Raw genomic sequence first — 14,184 nt, 5'->3', positions numbered from 1 at the left:
AAAGGGCGGGGGAGGCGCGCAAGCTATCGGAAACGATAGGGAAGCGGCCCACCCAGATGGCGAGTCCGGCGAACGATGGCGAGCGCTTGGCCAGGGTCACGATCCTGGCCGAAAAGGTGCGCGACCTGGGGGCTGCGATCGGCCTGCCCTATGTCGCCGCCAGCGCCGACATTTCCAGCCCCGAACCGATGCTGGGCCAGGATGGCCGGCCCCTGGCCGAGACCACCTTCGAGTGGCTGGACAGCTCGCTGCGCTACTGGCGCGACCGGGCCTTCGCCTTGCGCGCGCCGTTCATCCTGGCCGCCCGCTACACGGCCGAGCCGTTCTTCTATCACCAGGGCCGGTTTTCCAGCTGGCGGCCGCTGCCCCGGCTGGAGGCGATCGAGGTGCGCGAGGCGGCCCAGGACTTCGGCGTCCAGGCGGCGATCATCGCGCCAACCTACCTGACCGGCGGGGTGATCGGGGCGGTGGTCTGGGCGTCCGCGGAGCCGGTGGCGAACCTGCCGGCGCTCTACGAGGCGCGGTCGGATGAGCTGCACGGGGCGGCCTTGCGGCTGGTCTGCGCCTATCGCGACGGCCTGGGCGACGACGCCCCGCCGGTGCGCCTGACCAAGCGCGAGATCCAGTGCCTGAAATGGGCGGCGGCCGGCAAGACCGACGCCGACATCGCCCAGATCATCGGCATCTCAGGCCCGACGGTGCGCTTCCACGTCCAGAACGCGGCGCTGAAACTGCGCGTCGCGGGCCGGGCCCAGGCGATCCACCGGGCGACGGGGCTCGGGTATATTGGCGGGGGAGGGGCGGTCTAGACCGTGCCGGAAACCTCGCCCTTCGACAGGCTCAGGGTGAGGTTTCTTGTTAACCGGTGCTGGAAGTCGTCCTCACCCTGAGCTTGTCGAAGGGCGAGGACGTGGCAGGGACTAGGCCGGATCCAAATGACACCGGATCAGCGCCCGGGCCGAGCGGGCCACGGCGCGGACGGGGCCGTCGGCGCCCAGGGTCACGCGGGCGGTGGCGGCGCCTTCCATCAGCAGCATCAGGGCGTCGGCCAAGTCGTCGTCCTTGGCCCCGGCGCGTTGGGCCAGATCGACAAGTCGGCGGTGCAGTTCCTTCTTGTAGTTCACCGACACCACCTGGGCGGGGTGGTTCTCCTCGTGCAGCTCGATCGCGGCGTTCGACAGCGGGCAGCCGTGGATGTCCTGCTTGCAGGCCTTGGTTTCGAAGGCGTCGAAGATCGCTTCCAGCTGGGCGCGCGGGTCGGTGCAGCAGTACGACGTGACCTGCTCCCACCACGCCCAATATTCCCGCTCCTGCTCGCGCAGCACCTCGGCGACCAACTCGTCCTTGGACGGGAAGTTCCGATACAGCGTCATCTTGGTGGCTTCGGCCTCGGCGGCGATGGTCTCGACGCCGACGGCCCGGATGCCGTGCTGGTAAAACAGCTCGCGGGCGGTCTCGAAGATCCGGTCCCGCGCGGGTCGCTTGGACGCGGGCGCGCACACCGCCGCCGCTGCTTCCGTGTCGCCCCCGACATCGTCCCCAGAATTTCTCGTCGCCATTTCGGCAGGCCTCTCCTTGACGTGAGAGTTACCGGTCAGTATCTCTCCGCCACATGGCGATGATACCGAACGGTCTCGTCACATCCTAAATCGTCCTTCGGGTCGCTCAGGTCAAGTAACAGGCCCTGCGACATTTCATTCTCTTAAACCCTAAAAACGGAGCGCACGCCATGCCGCCTCAAGCGACCGACTTCGCCCCCGCCGCCGACGCTGCGCCGTGCAAGGGTTTGCTGGCCTTCATGATCTGCAAGGCCACGGCGATCCCCCGCTGGATCGAGACGCTGGAAGAGGCCGAAGCCGCCGAGGCTCGCCCCTTCTTCCTGCACGAATGATCCCAAAAACAAGAAATCCCCGCATCAACTCCTTGTCCGACAGGCATCTCCCCATGCGCCTTCAACCCGTCATCACTTCCTTCGCCGGCCTGGCCGCCGTCGCCGTGCTGGCCGCCTGCTCGGCCCAGGCCAAGCAGGAAGCCGCCGCGCCGCCGCCGGCCCAGGTCACCGTCACCGATGTGGCCTTCAAGTCCCTGCGTCAGTGGGACGACTTCACCGGCCGTCTCGAACCGATCGACACCGTCGAGATCCGCCCGCGCGTCTCCGGTTACATTGACGGGGCGCAATTTGCGGAAGGCGCCCGTATCCGCAAGGGTCAGGTCCTCTTCCAGATCGACCCGCGCCCCTACAAGGCCGAGGCCGACCGCGCCGCCGCCGAGGTGGCCCGCGCCAAGGCCCAGCTGGACCTGGCGATCGTCAATCGCGAGCGGGGTCGTCGCCTGATCGACCAGAACGCCCTGGCCCAGAGCGAATTCGACCGCCTGGCGTCCGAAGAGCGCGCCGCCCAGGCCAATGTCTCGGCCGCCCAGGCCGCCCTGACGACCGCTCGCCTGAACCTGGAATGGACCAAGGTGACCTCGCCGATCGACGGCCGGGTCTCCAAGGCGATCATCACCCGCGGCAACCTGGTCACCCAGGCGTCCCTGTTGACCACGGTGGTGTCCGACACCCCGATCTACGCGGCCTTCAACGCCGACGAGCAGACCTTCCTGAAGTACGCCGCCAACGAGCGCGGCAAGCAGAGCCCGGTCTATATGGGCCTGATGACCGAGGAGGGTTATCCGCACATCGGCAAGTTGGCCTTCATCGACAACGCCCTGGACGCCAAGAGCGGCACCATCAACGGCCGCGCGATCTTCGCCAATGCCGACGGCCGCTTCACCCCGGGCCTGTTCGCCCGCATCCGCATGGTCAGCGCCGAGCCCCAGACCGTCGCGCTCGCCCCTGATCGCGCTGTCGCGACCGACCTGGGCAAGCGCTACGTCGTGGTCGTCAGCGCCGCCAACAAGGCCGAGTACCGCCCCGTTGAGATCGGCCCGCTGGCCGGCAACCTGCGCATCATCCGCCAGGGCCTGAAGCCCGGCGACCGTGTGATCGTCGGCGGCCTGCAGAAGGTCAAGCCGGGTGACACCGTCGCGCCGGTCAAGGTCAAGACCGAGACCGCCGACCTGGCCCAGCTGGCGGCGCTCGAGACGCCGATCCGACAGAACTAAGCGTAGCGCCCGGCTCCCGTTACGAGCCGGGCGTCTTTTTCAGGGTTTCGAACGGTTCCTTTGGCTCGCCGCCTGGCGGGAAGGGACCGCTTGCGCCCGAAGTGTACCTCCTTTTCCGCTCCTCCCCGGAACGACCCCATGTCCTTCTCAAAGTTCTTCGTGAACCGGCCACGCTTCGCGGCCGTGCTCTCGATCGTCATCTTCCTCGCCGGCCTAGTGGCGCTGCCTCAACTGCCGATCAGCGAGTATCCCGAAGTCGTGCCGCCGACCGTGGTCGTGCGCGCCGCCTATCCGGGCGCCAACCCATCCGTCATCGGCCAGACCGTCGCCGCTCCGCTGGAGCAGGCGATCAACGGCGTCGAGGGCATGATCTACCAGTCGTCCCAGTCGGCCGCCGACGGGGCCATGGTGCTGACCGTGACCTTCGCGCTGGGCACCGACCTGGACAAGGCCCAGGTGCAGGTCCAGAACCGCGTCGCCCAGGCCCTGCCCAAGCTGCCCCAGGAGGTGCAGCGGATCGGGGTGACGACGGACAAGGCCTCGCCCGACCTGACCCTGGTCGTGCACATGACCTCGCCGAACAATCGCTACGACATGCTGTACCTCAGCAACTACGCGCAGCTGAACGTGCGTGACCGTCTGAAGCGCATCGACGGCGTCGGCGACGTACAGATCTTCGGCGCCGGCTCGTACTCGATGCGCGTCTGGCTCGATCCTGAAAAGCTGGCCGCCCTGTCGATGACCGCCGGTGACGTGGTCCGCGCCCTGCGCGAGCAGAACGTACAGGTCGCCGCCGGCCAGCTGGGCGCGCCGCCCAACGCCGGCTCGGGCGCCGACTTCCAGCTGTCGATCAACGCCCCCGGTCGCCTGACCGACGAGGAGCAGTTCCGCCAGGTCATCGTCCGCTCAGGCGGCGACGGCCAGATCACCCGCCTGGGCGACGTGGCCCGCGTCGAGCTGGGCGCCAACAACTACGCCCTGCGCTCGTTGCTGGACAACAAGCCGGCCGTGGCCATGCCGATCTTCCAGCGTCCGGGCTCCAACGCCCTGGAGATGGCGGCCAACATCAAGAAGACGATGGCCGAGCTGAAAAAGGAATTCCCCGAAGGCGTCGACTACGAGATCGTCTACGACACCACGGCCTTCGTGCAGGAAAGCATCGACTCGGTGGTCCACACCCTGATCGAGGCCATCATCCTGGTCGTGCTGGTGGTGGTGCTGTTCCTGCAGGGCTGGCGCGCCTCGATCATTCCGCTGATCGCCGTGCCCGTCTCGCTGATCGGCACCTTCGCGATCATGCTGATGCTGGGCTTTGGCCTCAACGCCCTGACCCTGTTCGGCCTGGTGCTGGCCATCGGCATCGTCGTCGATGACGCCATCGTCGTGGTCGAGAACGTCGAGCGGAACATCGCCCTAGGCCTGGAGCCTGCCGACGCCACCCGCAAGGCGATGGGCGAGGTGACCGGACCGATCATCTCCACGGCCCTCGTCCTCTGCGCGGTGTTCATCCCCACCGCCTTCATCAGCGGCCTGTCGGGCCAGTTCTACCGCCAGTTCGCCCTGACCATCGCCATCTCGACGGTGATCTCGGCTATCAACTCCCTGACCCTGTCGCCGGCCCTGGCCGCGGTGCTCCTGAAGTCGCATGACGCGCCCAAGGACCGCTTCCAGAAGCTGATCGACGCCGGCCTGGGCTGGCTGTTCAACCCGTTCAACCGCTTCTTCGCCAAGGCCTCGAACGGCTATGTCAACGGCGTGGCCAAGACCCTGGGCCGCTCCACCGCGGGCCTGGTGGTTTACGGCGTGCTGCTGGTGCTGACGATCTTCGCCTTCTCGCGCACCCCGACCGGCTTCGTGCCGCAGCAGGACAAGGCCTATGTGGTCGCCGTCGTGCAGCTGCCCGACGCCGCCTCGCTGGACCGCACCGAAGCGGTGGTGCGCCAGATGGGCGAGATCGCCAAGACCATTCCGGGCGTCAAGCACTCGGTGGCCTTCCCCGGCCTGTCGGTGAACGGCCTGATCAACAGCCCGAACTCGGCCGCGGTGTTCTACGCCCTGGACGACTTCAACGAGCGTGAGAGCAAGGAAACCCAGGCCGGCGCCATCGTCGGGGCCCTGAACCAGAAGTTCGGCGCCATCGCCGACGCCCAGATCGCCGTCTTCCCGCCCCCGGCCGTCCAGGGCCTGGGCACCATCGGCGGCTTCCGGATGCAGATCGTCGACAAGGCGGGCCTGGGTTCGGATGAGCTGTACAAGGCCACCCAGAACCTGATGGACAAGGCGCGGCAGGACCCCGCCCTGGCCGGCGTGTTTTCCAGCTACCAGGTCAGCGTCCCGAAGATTCAGGCCGACATCGACCGTGAAAAGGCCCGGGCTCAGGGCGTGTCGCTGACCGACCTGTTCGAGACCATGCAGGTCTATCTGGGCTCGCTGTACGTCAACGACTTCAACCGCTTCGGGCGGACCTACGAGGTCAACGTGCAGGCCGACCAGAAATTCCGCCTGCAGCCGGAACAGATGCTGCGCCTGCAGACCCGCAACGGCGACGGCCAGATGATCCCGCTGGGCGCCTTCGTCAGCTTCAACGAAGCCACCGGTCCCGACCGCGAGAGCCACTACAACGGCATGCTGACGGCCGAGATCAACGGCGGCCCCGGCGCCGGCTTCTCGACCGGCCAGGCCCAGAAGGCCCTGGAAGACCTGGCCAAGAAGGAGCTGCCCAACGGCATGGGCTACGAGTGGACCGAACTGACCTACCAGCAGATCCTGGCGGGCAACACGGCGGTCTTCGTCTTCCCGCTCTGCGTGCTGCTGGCCTTCCTGGTGCTGGTCGCTCAGTACGAAAGCTGGAGCCTGCCGTTGGTGGTCATCCTGATCGTGCCAATGACCCTGCTGTCGGCCCTGGCCGGCGTCTGGATCAGCAAGGGCGACAACAACATCTTCACCCAGATCGGTCTGATCGTGCTGGTGGGGCTGGCGTGTAAGAACGCTATCCTGATCGTCGAGTTCGCCAAGGAACGCGAGGAGCACGGCGACAGTCCGCTGCAAGCGGTGCTGGAGGCCTGCCGCCTGCGCCTACGGCCGATCCTGATGACCTCGATCGCCTTCATCATGGGGGTCTATCCCCTGGTGGTGTCGCACGGCGCGGGCGCGGAAATGCGTCGGGCCATGGGCGTGGCGGTGTTCTCCGGCATGCTGGGCGTGACGATCTTCGGCCTGATCCTGACCCCCGTCTTCTACTACGTCATCCGTCGCTTCACGGCCCGCAAGGCCGCCCAGAAGACGGTGACGACCACGGCGGCTCCGGCCGCGGAGGCTCACTGATGTTCGTCATCAACACCCTGCGCGCCGCGCTGATCGCCGGCGTCTCCCTGACGGCCGCCGCCTGCGCGGTGGGCCCGAACTACACGGCGCCGGCGACCCCGCCGGCCGCCTTCCAGAACGCCGATCCGGCCGTCTTCACCGTCGCCAATCCCGAAGCCGAATGGTGGAAGGCCTTCGGCGATCCGGTGCTGGACCAGCTGGTCGGCAAGGCCTTGGGCGAGAACCTGGACCTTCGCATCGCGGTCGCCCGCGTCGGCGAGGCCCGGGCCCTCTTCACCGAGCAGCGGCTGGACCAGCTGCCGCATGTCAGCGCCAGCGGGACCTACGCCAAGCGCGACCAGCAGCAGCCGGGCTTCACAACCGAGCGGGCCGAGATCGAGAGCTATCAGGCCGGCTTCGACGCCCGCTGGGAGATCGACCTGTTCGGCCGCGTCCGGCGCGGCGTGCAGGCGGCGGGGGCGGAAGCCGGGGCGGTTCAGGCCGACCTGCGCGACGCCCAGGTCACCGTCGCCGCGGAAGTGGCTCGAAATTACCTCGAACTGCGCGGCGCTCAGGCTCGGCTCAAGGTCGCCAACCGCAACCTCGAGACCCAGCGCGAGACCGTGCGCCTGACCAAGGTGCGGTTCGACGCCGGGGCCGGCAGTCCGATCGACGTCGCCAGCGCTCAGGCCCGCCTGAACGCGACCGAGGCGGCGATCCCCGCCCTGGTCACGGCCGAGAAGCGCGCCAACCATCGCCTGGCGGTGCTGACCGGCCAGCGACCCGGCGCGTTGGACACGCTGCTGGTGGCGCGCACCGACGATGTCCGTCCGCTCGTCACCGCCTTGCCGATCGGCGAGGCCGGCGACCTGCTGCGCCGGCGTCCCGACGTCCAGGCGGCTGAGCGTCGCCTGGCGGCCGCGACCGCTCGGGTCGGCGTGGCCACGGCCGACCTCTTCCCGCGCGTGTCGGTGACCGGCTTCGTCGGCTTCCTGTCAGGCACGGCGACGGGCTTCGGCAACAGCGCCAGCCAGGCCTGGTCGGTGGCCCCCACCGTCAGCTGGCCGGCCCTGGACCTGGGCAGCGCCCACGCCCGCCTGCGGGCGGCGCGAGCCCGCGACGACGCGGCCCTGGCCAGCTACGACCGGACCGTGCTGCGCGCGTTGGAGGATCTCGAAAATGCTCTGGTGTCCTATAGCCAGCAGCAATCGCGCCTGAAGAGCCTCACCGACCAAGCGGCGGCCTCGCGCCGAGCGGCGGAGCTGGCGCGCGTGCAGTATCGGGAAGGCGGCATCGACTTTCTGATTCTGTTGGATGCCGAGCGCACCTTGCTGGCGGCGGAAGATTCGCTCACCGTGGCTGAAACCAGCGTCAACACGGACGTCGTGGCGATCTACAAGGCGCTAGGCGGCGGTTGGAGAGCATGATCGACCCGCATGCGACATTCTGTCGCAGAGGCGCCGATGGCTCTGTCTGGTCGTCGACATCTTCGATCAATGACGACGGCATGGCGACAACGTTGTCTTATGATTGTCGATCCTGGGTGAAATTGTCCCCTTCGAAGAGACCCTCGTTCCGCCAATGGCGGGTGTTGGCGAAGGCGTTAGGCCGCGCCAGCGGCAGTGAAGGTTTTGATTAATCATCGCCGGCTTTCTTCGCGCCAACAAAGGCGGGCGCTCGGTTTGAGCGCCCGCTTCGCGACAGCGTGAGGCTTGCGATGACCCTGACCATCAAGACGAGACTGCTGGGCTGCCTGGTGGCGCTGGGCGTGGGGATGGCGGCGATCGGGCTTTCAGGCTTCATCGCCAGCAGCGTCGCCAACCAGCGCATGGAGTCGGTGATCGCTGACCGCGTTGGGCCGATGGAACAACTGAAGGCGGTCAGCGACATGTACGCGGTCAGCATCGTCGACGCCGCACACAAGGCGCGCTCGGGCGAGCTCTCCATGGATCAGGCCGCGGAGAGCGTCGCCATCGCCAAGGCGAAGATCGATCAGAACTGGCGGGCCTATGCGGCCACCCAGATGACCGACGAGGAAAAGGCCTTGGTCGACAAGGTCACGGCCGCTTTGCCGGCCGCCGACGCGACGGTCCAGGCCCTGGAGGGCCTGCTGAAGGCCAAGGACGCCGTCGGACTGGAGGCCTTTGTCGACGCCAAGCTCTACCCAGCCATCGATCCGGTGACGCTCAACGTCGGGGCGCTCGTCGACCTGCAGACCCGAGTCGCCCACGCGGACGGCGCGGCAGCCAAGGCGGCCGGCCGCTTGGCCATGGGCGTCATGGCGGTGATCGCCCTGGTCGCCGCCGGCCTGATGGCCTTCGCCACCAATGTCGTGATCGCCAAGGTCTGTGCGCCCTTACTCTTGATGACTGCAGCCATGCGTCGCCTGGCCGATGGCGACCACGCCGTGGCTGTCCCGGCCGTGGGCCAGAAGGACGAGCTGGGCCAGATGGCCGCCGCCGTACAGGTGTTCAAAGAGAACGCGATCGCAAAGCTGCGCGCGGACGCTGAGGTCGCGCAGGCCAAGGAACGCTCGGAAGCCGAGCGTCAGGCTGCCGCGGCGCAGGCCATTGCCGAGCAGCAGCAGCTGGTCGTGCAGTCGTTCGGCGTGGGCCTGGATCGCTTGGCGCACGGCGACCTGACCTATCGCGTCGAGGACGCCCTCCCGGTCGAGTACGAAAAGCTACGCGCCGACTTCAATGGCGCGGCGGGCAAGCTACAAGACGCTATGAAGGTGATCGTGGGCAACGCCGACGGTATCCGCGCCGGCAGCCGCGAGATCACCAACGCCTCCGACGACATGGCCAAGCGCACTGAACAGCAGGCCGCTAGCCTCGAAGAGACGGCCGCGGCGCTCGAGGAAATCACCGCGACCGTCAAGCGCACGGCCGAGGGCGCCCGTGAGGCGCGCCAAGTGGTCGGTGCGGCCAAGTCCGATGCCGAGACCGGCGGGCAGGTCGTCGCCGACGCGGTGGCCGCCATGGGCGAGATCGAGAAGTCCTCGGTCCAGATCGGCAACATCATTGGGGTCATCGACGAGATCGCCTTCCAGACCAATCTGCTGGCTCTGAACGCGGGCGTCGAGGCGGCGCGCGCTGGGGAAGCCGGCCGTGGCTTCGCGGTTGTCGCGCAGGAAGTCCGCGCCTTGGCTCAGCGGTCGGCCGAGGCCGCCAAGGAGATCAAGGCGCTCATCACGGCCTCCACCGACCAGGTGGACGCGGGCGTCGATCTGGTTGGCAAGACCGGTGAGGCCCTGGCCCGGATCGTCGCCCAGGTCTCCCGGATCAATGGCCTAGTCGGCGAGATCGCCGCATCGGCTCAGGAGCAGGCGACCGGCCTGGAGCAGGTCAATTCGGCCGTCAGCCAGATGGACCAGTCTACCCAGCAGAATGCGGCCATGGTCGAGGAGAGCACGGCGGCCAGCCACGCCCTGGCGCGCGAGGCCGACGATCTGTCCCGACTGATGGGGCAGTTCGATGTCGGCCGGGCGGCGACGCTAAGCCCGCGACCGGCGGCCAAGCCCGCCGCGCCGGTGTTGGCCCAACGCCCAACGCCGCGACCCGTCGTCCGTTCGATCGCCCGACCAGGCTCGGCCGCGCCGAAGATCGAGGACTGGGAAGAGTTTTAGGGGATCAGAACCAACCCGCTTCGCGCAGGGCCTTGGCATAGGCGCGGCTGACGGGGGCCTCGATATCGCCCTTCAGCTGCAGGGTCGCCCGGCCGTCGCCGCGCCGGGCGTCCTGCACCGCCGCCTTGGCCACCCACCACGAGCGGTGGGTCTGGGCGCCTTCGATGCCCTCCAGCTCGGCGACGGCGTCGGACAGCCTCATCAGGATCAGGTCCTGGCCGCGCGAGGTGTGCAGGCGCAGATAGTGGTCTTCGGCCTCGACCGCGTAGAGCTCGCCGCCGCGCAGCTTGGGCGGCAGGCGGTCGATGAAGCGCGGCGCCGGGGCGCCGACGGGCGCGGCGTGGGTTTCCGTGGGGCGACGCTGGACCAGGAAGTTCAGGGCCGTCATCGCCGTCGTCACGATAAACACCGGGGCCAGATACATCGGCAGGGCCTGCGGCCGCAGCCCGCGCTGGAAGGCCAGTTCGCTGACCAGCCACACCACCGCCGTGAAGGGCAGGGTGACGCCGATCACAGTCATCGATCCATAGAGCCAGGGCCTGGCGTCGGCGCGGCCCTCGCGGCCGATCAGCCGGCTGACCACCGTGCCGACAACGGCGCCGGCCAGGCACAGCCCGACCCAATAGGCCAGCCGCACGCCGAACGGCACGGCGTAGGTGCCGAACGTTCCGAACAGCGCCAGGAACACGCCGGCCGCCGCCGACACGATGAAGCCGCGCCGGGAGTCCTTGCCGGTCACCGCCGTTCGCGAAGCGTGAATGGCGCCGCCCAGCCGTTCACGAAGCGAGGCCGGCGACTGGCGCAACGACGATTGAGACACGGGTCCGACCACTCCACCAAGGCTCTCGACGGCGAGGCGACACGACGCCCCGCCACCACCGGGAGTGCAGGACAATGGCCGCGGACGGCAAGACAATTTCGCAAGGGCAGGGGCTGCGCACCGCCGCGGTCGGCGTCGGCGCCGCCGTCCTGATCGCCGCCCTGGCCTCGCCGCAGGCTTTCGCCCTGGTCGAGCGCATCCATGCGCCTGACTTCTCCCGCATCGCCGCCGCCCCGCCGGTCATCCAGGTCCACCTGACCGCCGCCCTGACCGCGCTCGTGATCGGCGCGGTGCTGATGCTGCGGGTCAAGGGCACGACCCTGCACAAGCTGCTGGGCTGGACCTGGGTGATCGCCATGGGGACGACAGCGGTCAGCTCGCTGTTCATCCAGACGATCAATCCCGGCCACTTCAGCTTCATCCATCTGCTGTCAGGCTGGACGATCGTGGGCCTGCCCGGCGCCGTCTACGCCATCAAGCGCGGCAAGGTCGCCGCCCACCGCCGGGCCATGACCGGCATGTTCGTCGGCGGCCTGCTGATCGCCGGCGCCTTCACCTTCCTGCCCGGCCGTCTGCTCTGGACCGTGTTCCTGGGCTGAGCCCTCGCATCCCTCTTTCAAGGAGAACCACCATGACTGCTCTGAAGACCCTGCTCGTCGCCGCAGCCCTGATCGCCGCGCCCGCCGCCCACGCCGCCGACCTGACCCTGACCTTCCCGGGCCTGAAGGCCAAGACCGGGACCGTGCTGATCGCTGTCTATGACAGCCCCGAGAGGTGGGCGTCGGGCAAGCCGACCCGGGCCGCCACCGCCTCGGCCGCCGCCGACCTACCGACCGCCAAGCTGGAAGGCCTGCCGGACGGGACCTATGCGGTCCGCGCGGTCCACGACGTCGACGGCGACGGCAAGATGGGCCGCAACCCGTTCGGCATTCCGACCGAGCCCTACGGCTTCTCGAACGACGCGCCGCCGGTCATGGGCCCGCCCGCCTTCGAAGCCGCCGCCTTCCCGCTCAAGGGCGCCGTCGCCCAGGCTATCCACCTGAACTGAGGAACCCGCCGATGAACCGCCGCGAGATCCTGAGCGCTGTGACCCTGCTGGGCGGCGCGTCCCTGACCCCCGAGGCTGTCTGGGCCGCGGCGGCCAATGCCAAAACCGGGGACTGGACCCTGGGCGTGGCCGATGTCGAAGCTGACATCGCGCCCGCGGCTCTCACCCGCCTGCACGGCCGTGCGCCGGCCGATCTGAAGGGCACGCTGTTCCGCAACGGGCCGGCCAAGTTCCGCCGTCCGGGCGGCAGCGTCGGGCACTGGTTCGACGGCGACGGCCTGGTCCGCAAGTTCCAGATCGCCGACGGCCAGGCGCGGATGACCGCCCGCTTCGTCGACACCGCCAAGCGCCGGCGCGACACGGCGGCGGGCGCGGCTATCACCCCCGGCTACGGCACCGCGGCGGGGGCCGGCGCCAAGATGGCCGGGCCCGACGACGCCAACGCCGCCAACACCTCGGTGATGATGGCCGGCGGCGAGCTGTGGGCCCTGTGGGAGGGCGGCTCGCCCACCGTGCTGGACCCGGTCACCCTGGAGACGCGCGGCCTCAAAACCCTGCGGCCGGACCTGAAGGGCATGCCGTTCCTGGCCCATCCGCGCGTGCAGCCGGACGGTACGGTCTGGAACCTGGGCCTGGCCGGCGCGCACGCCATGATCTGGCAACTGGCCCCGGACGGCGCCTTGCGTAGGGCCGAGATGATCACCCTGCCGCGCGGCAGCTTCATGCACGACTTCACCGCCACCACCCGCCATCTGGTGATCGTGCTGCAGCCCTGGATCCAGCAGCGGCTGAGCATGCCGATCTCCACCGCCATGGCCTGGAAGCCGGAGCTGGGCGCCCAGGTGCTGGTCATCGACAAGGATGACCTGACCCAACGCCAGATCTTCGAACTGCCGCCGTTCTTCTTCTTCCACCTGGGCGATGCCTGGGAGGAGCGCGACGGGACCATCCGCTTCGACGCCTGCATCGACGAGGACCCCTCGGGCACGGCCGCCAATGGCGGGGCGATCCTGCGCGGCGTGCGCCTGCGGGCCGCGCCGCCGCGCCGGGCCCTGATCACCCTGCGCGCCGACGGGCGGGGCGAGCTGGCCAAGGAGATGGTCAGCGCCGAGTTCCCGCGCGGCGACGCCCGCTTCGCCGGCCAGGCCCGCCGCTATTCCGTGCACGTCACCAACGAGCGCGCCGATCGCCCGCTGTTCCAGGGGCTGGCGGTGCGCGACTGGGCGCGCGATCGCGATCAGCTCTTCGACTTCGGTCCGCGCCATCTGGTCGAGGAGACGGTGTTCGTCCCGCGCCCCGGTTCGTCGGCGGAATTCGACGGCTGGCTGGTCGGCACGACGCTGAACCTGGACGCCAAGGCCACCGAACTGCACGTGTTCGACGCCCGCCACGTGGACAGGGGACCGCTGGCGTCGTGGCGCGCGCCCGTGGCCCTGCCGGTGACCTTCCACGGCGTCTTTGTGCAAGCTTGACGTAACGGTCATTCTTGCCAGGCCCGCCGGGTTGCGCCTATCCGAGGACGGAGCGCAACCACGGCGGGCCCTTTCTCGATGACCGCAGTCAAGACCTCGCCGACGTCCGAGGCCCGCCCCAGCGGACGCGGCCGTCCGTCCAAGGCCAAGGGCCTGGACCTGAAGGAAACTATCCTCGACGCGGCCGAGGGGCTGTTCGCGCGCCACGGCTTTTACGGCGTGACCACCCGCCAGGTGGCGTCCGAGGCCGGCGTCGACACCGCCCTGATCCACTACTATTTCGGCGCCAAGCGCGAGCTGTTCGACGCGGTGTTCCTGCGCCGCGCCGAGATCCTGAACCAGGCCCGCGAGGCCTCGATGGACGCCTATGTGAAGGCCGTCGCGCCGGACGCCATGACCGTGGAAGGCGTGATCGAGGCCTTCATCGAGCCGCTGCTGCGCATCTCGCAGGACGGCGGCCCCGGCTGGAAAAGCTACTTCGCCCTCGTGGCCCAGGTGAACAACACGCCCGCCTGGGGCGGCGAAACCATGGCCCGGTTCTTCGATCCGGTCGTCCACCGGCTGGTCGAGACCCTGAAGTCCGTCCGTCCCCAGGCCGAGTATCGCGACCTCTACTGGTGCTATCAGTTCCTGACCGGATCGATGATGCTGACCCTGTCGGAAACGGGGCGCATCGACTCGCTGTCGGAAGGCGAGTGCCATTCCAGCGACCTGGAGGCCGTGCGACGGCGGCTGTTTTCCTACTGCGCGGCGGGCTTCGAGGCCGTGATCGCCAAGGCTTCCTCCGCCCCCTGATCTTCCTTTTCAC

12 protein-coding genes and 2 pseudogenes are annotated in these 14,184 nt (G+C 68.7%); 12 read left to right on the top strand and 2 right to left on the bottom strand.

Going from position 1 to position 14,184, the window contains the following annotated elements; genetic code table 11:
• Window positions 1–56 precede the first annotated feature (56 nt).
• Together ABDW31_RS03130 and ABDW31_RS03125 are read left to right on the top strand one after the other, a co-directional pair.
• Window positions 57–809 carry a LuxR family transcriptional regulator gene (locus tag ABDW31_RS03130; RefSeq protein WP_184716129.1) on the top strand — a complete coding sequence of 251 codons (753 nt, stop codon included), beginning with the start codon at window positions 57–59 and terminating at the stop codon, window positions 807–809.
• A gap of 14 nt (window positions 810–823) precedes the next feature.
• Window positions 824–909: pseudogene (locus ABDW31_RS03125) on the top strand (hypothetical protein); the annotation flags it as partial.
• 11 nt (window positions 910–920) lie between these two features.
• On the opposite strand, the gene ABDW31_RS03120 reads toward ABDW31_RS03125, so the two are convergent.
• Entirely contained in the window at window positions 921–1,559 is a 639-nt protein-coding gene (locus ABDW31_RS03120; protein WP_184716131.1) for a TetR/AcrR family transcriptional regulator, read from the bottom strand.
• 170 nt (window positions 1,560–1,729) lie between these two features.
• On the opposite strand from ABDW31_RS03120, the gene ABDW31_RS03115 reads away from it, so the two are divergent.
• The 6 genes and pseudogenes from ABDW31_RS03115 to ABDW31_RS03090 all read left to right on the top strand — a co-directional run bounded on the left by ABDW31_RS03115 (window position 1,730) and on the right by ABDW31_RS03090 (window position 10,036).
• Complete coding sequence (locus ABDW31_RS03115) at window positions 1,730–1,891, top strand: hypothetical protein (RefSeq protein ID WP_184716133.1); 162 nt, start codon at window positions 1,730–1,732, stop codon at window positions 1,889–1,891.
• A 53-nt stretch (window positions 1,892–1,944) separates the two neighbouring features.
• A complete protein-coding gene (locus ABDW31_RS03110) occupies window positions 1,945–3,105 on the top strand; it encodes an efflux RND transporter periplasmic adaptor subunit (protein ID WP_184716135.1) in 1,161 nt (386 codons plus the stop codon).
• A gap of 138 nt (window positions 3,106–3,243) precedes the next feature.
• Window positions 3,244–6,429 (top strand): multidrug efflux RND transporter permease subunit, encoded by a 3,186-nt coding sequence (locus ABDW31_RS03105; protein ID WP_184716137.1) that lies wholly within the window; start codon window positions 3,244–3,246, stop codon window positions 6,427–6,429.
• Entirely contained in the window at window positions 6,429–7,835 is a 1,407-nt protein-coding gene (locus tag ABDW31_RS03100; protein WP_184716139.1) for an efflux transporter outer membrane subunit, read from the top strand. Before ABDW31_RS03105 ends, ABDW31_RS03100 begins: the two co-directional genes overlap by 1 nt.
• A gap of 290 nt (window positions 7,836–8,125) precedes the next feature.
• Window positions 8,126–8,878 (top strand): annotated as a pseudogene (locus ABDW31_RS03095) (MCP four helix bundle domain-containing protein); the annotation flags it as partial.
• Between the two features lie 393 nt (window positions 8,879–9,271).
• Window positions 9,272–10,036, top strand: a complete 765-nt coding sequence (locus ABDW31_RS03090) for a methyl-accepting chemotaxis protein (protein WP_343698303.1) — start codon at window positions 9,272–9,274, stop codon at window positions 10,034–10,036.
• Window positions 10,037–10,040: 4 nt separating this feature from the next.
• Here the strand turns inward: ABDW31_RS03090 and ABDW31_RS03085 are convergent, their stop codons facing one another.
• Window positions 10,041–10,868: a LytTR family DNA-binding domain-containing protein gene (locus ABDW31_RS03085; protein WP_184716143.1), complete on the bottom strand. Its 828-nt coding sequence runs from the start codon at window positions 10,866–10,868 to the stop codon at window positions 10,041–10,043.
• 62 nt (window positions 10,869–10,930) lie between these two features.
• Between ABDW31_RS03085 and ABDW31_RS03080 the strand changes: the two genes are divergently transcribed.
• The 4 genes from ABDW31_RS03080 to ABDW31_RS03065 all read left to right on the top strand — a co-directional run bounded on the left by ABDW31_RS03080 (window position 10,931) and on the right by ABDW31_RS03065 (window position 14,171).
• Window positions 10,931–11,455, top strand: a complete 525-nt coding sequence (locus ABDW31_RS03080) for a DUF2306 domain-containing protein (protein ID WP_184716145.1) — start codon at window positions 10,931–10,933, stop codon at window positions 11,453–11,455.
• A gap of 32 nt (window positions 11,456–11,487) precedes the next feature.
• Entirely contained in the window at window positions 11,488–11,904 is a 417-nt protein-coding gene (locus tag ABDW31_RS03075) for a DUF2141 domain-containing protein (protein WP_184716147.1), read from the top strand.
• A gap of 11 nt (window positions 11,905–11,915) precedes the next feature.
• The gene (locus ABDW31_RS03070) at window positions 11,916–13,376 is read left to right on the top strand and encodes a carotenoid oxygenase family protein (protein WP_184716149.1); all 1,461 of its coding nucleotides are present in this window, start codon (window positions 11,916–11,918) and stop codon (window positions 13,374–13,376) included.
• Between the two features lie 78 nt (window positions 13,377–13,454).
• Window positions 13,455–14,171 (top strand): TetR family transcriptional regulator, encoded by a 717-nt coding sequence (locus ABDW31_RS03065; protein WP_184716151.1) that lies wholly within the window; start codon window positions 13,455–13,457, stop codon window positions 14,169–14,171.
• Window positions 14,172–14,184: the final 13 nt, after the last annotated feature.

It is taken from the genome of Caulobacter sp. (assembly GCF_039596335.1).
Classification (GTDB): Bacteria; Pseudomonadota; Alphaproteobacteria; order Caulobacterales; family Caulobacteraceae; genus Caulobacter.
Note: the sequence above shows the minus strand (reverse complement) of the source record. Positions and strands in the feature narration are given on the sequence as shown.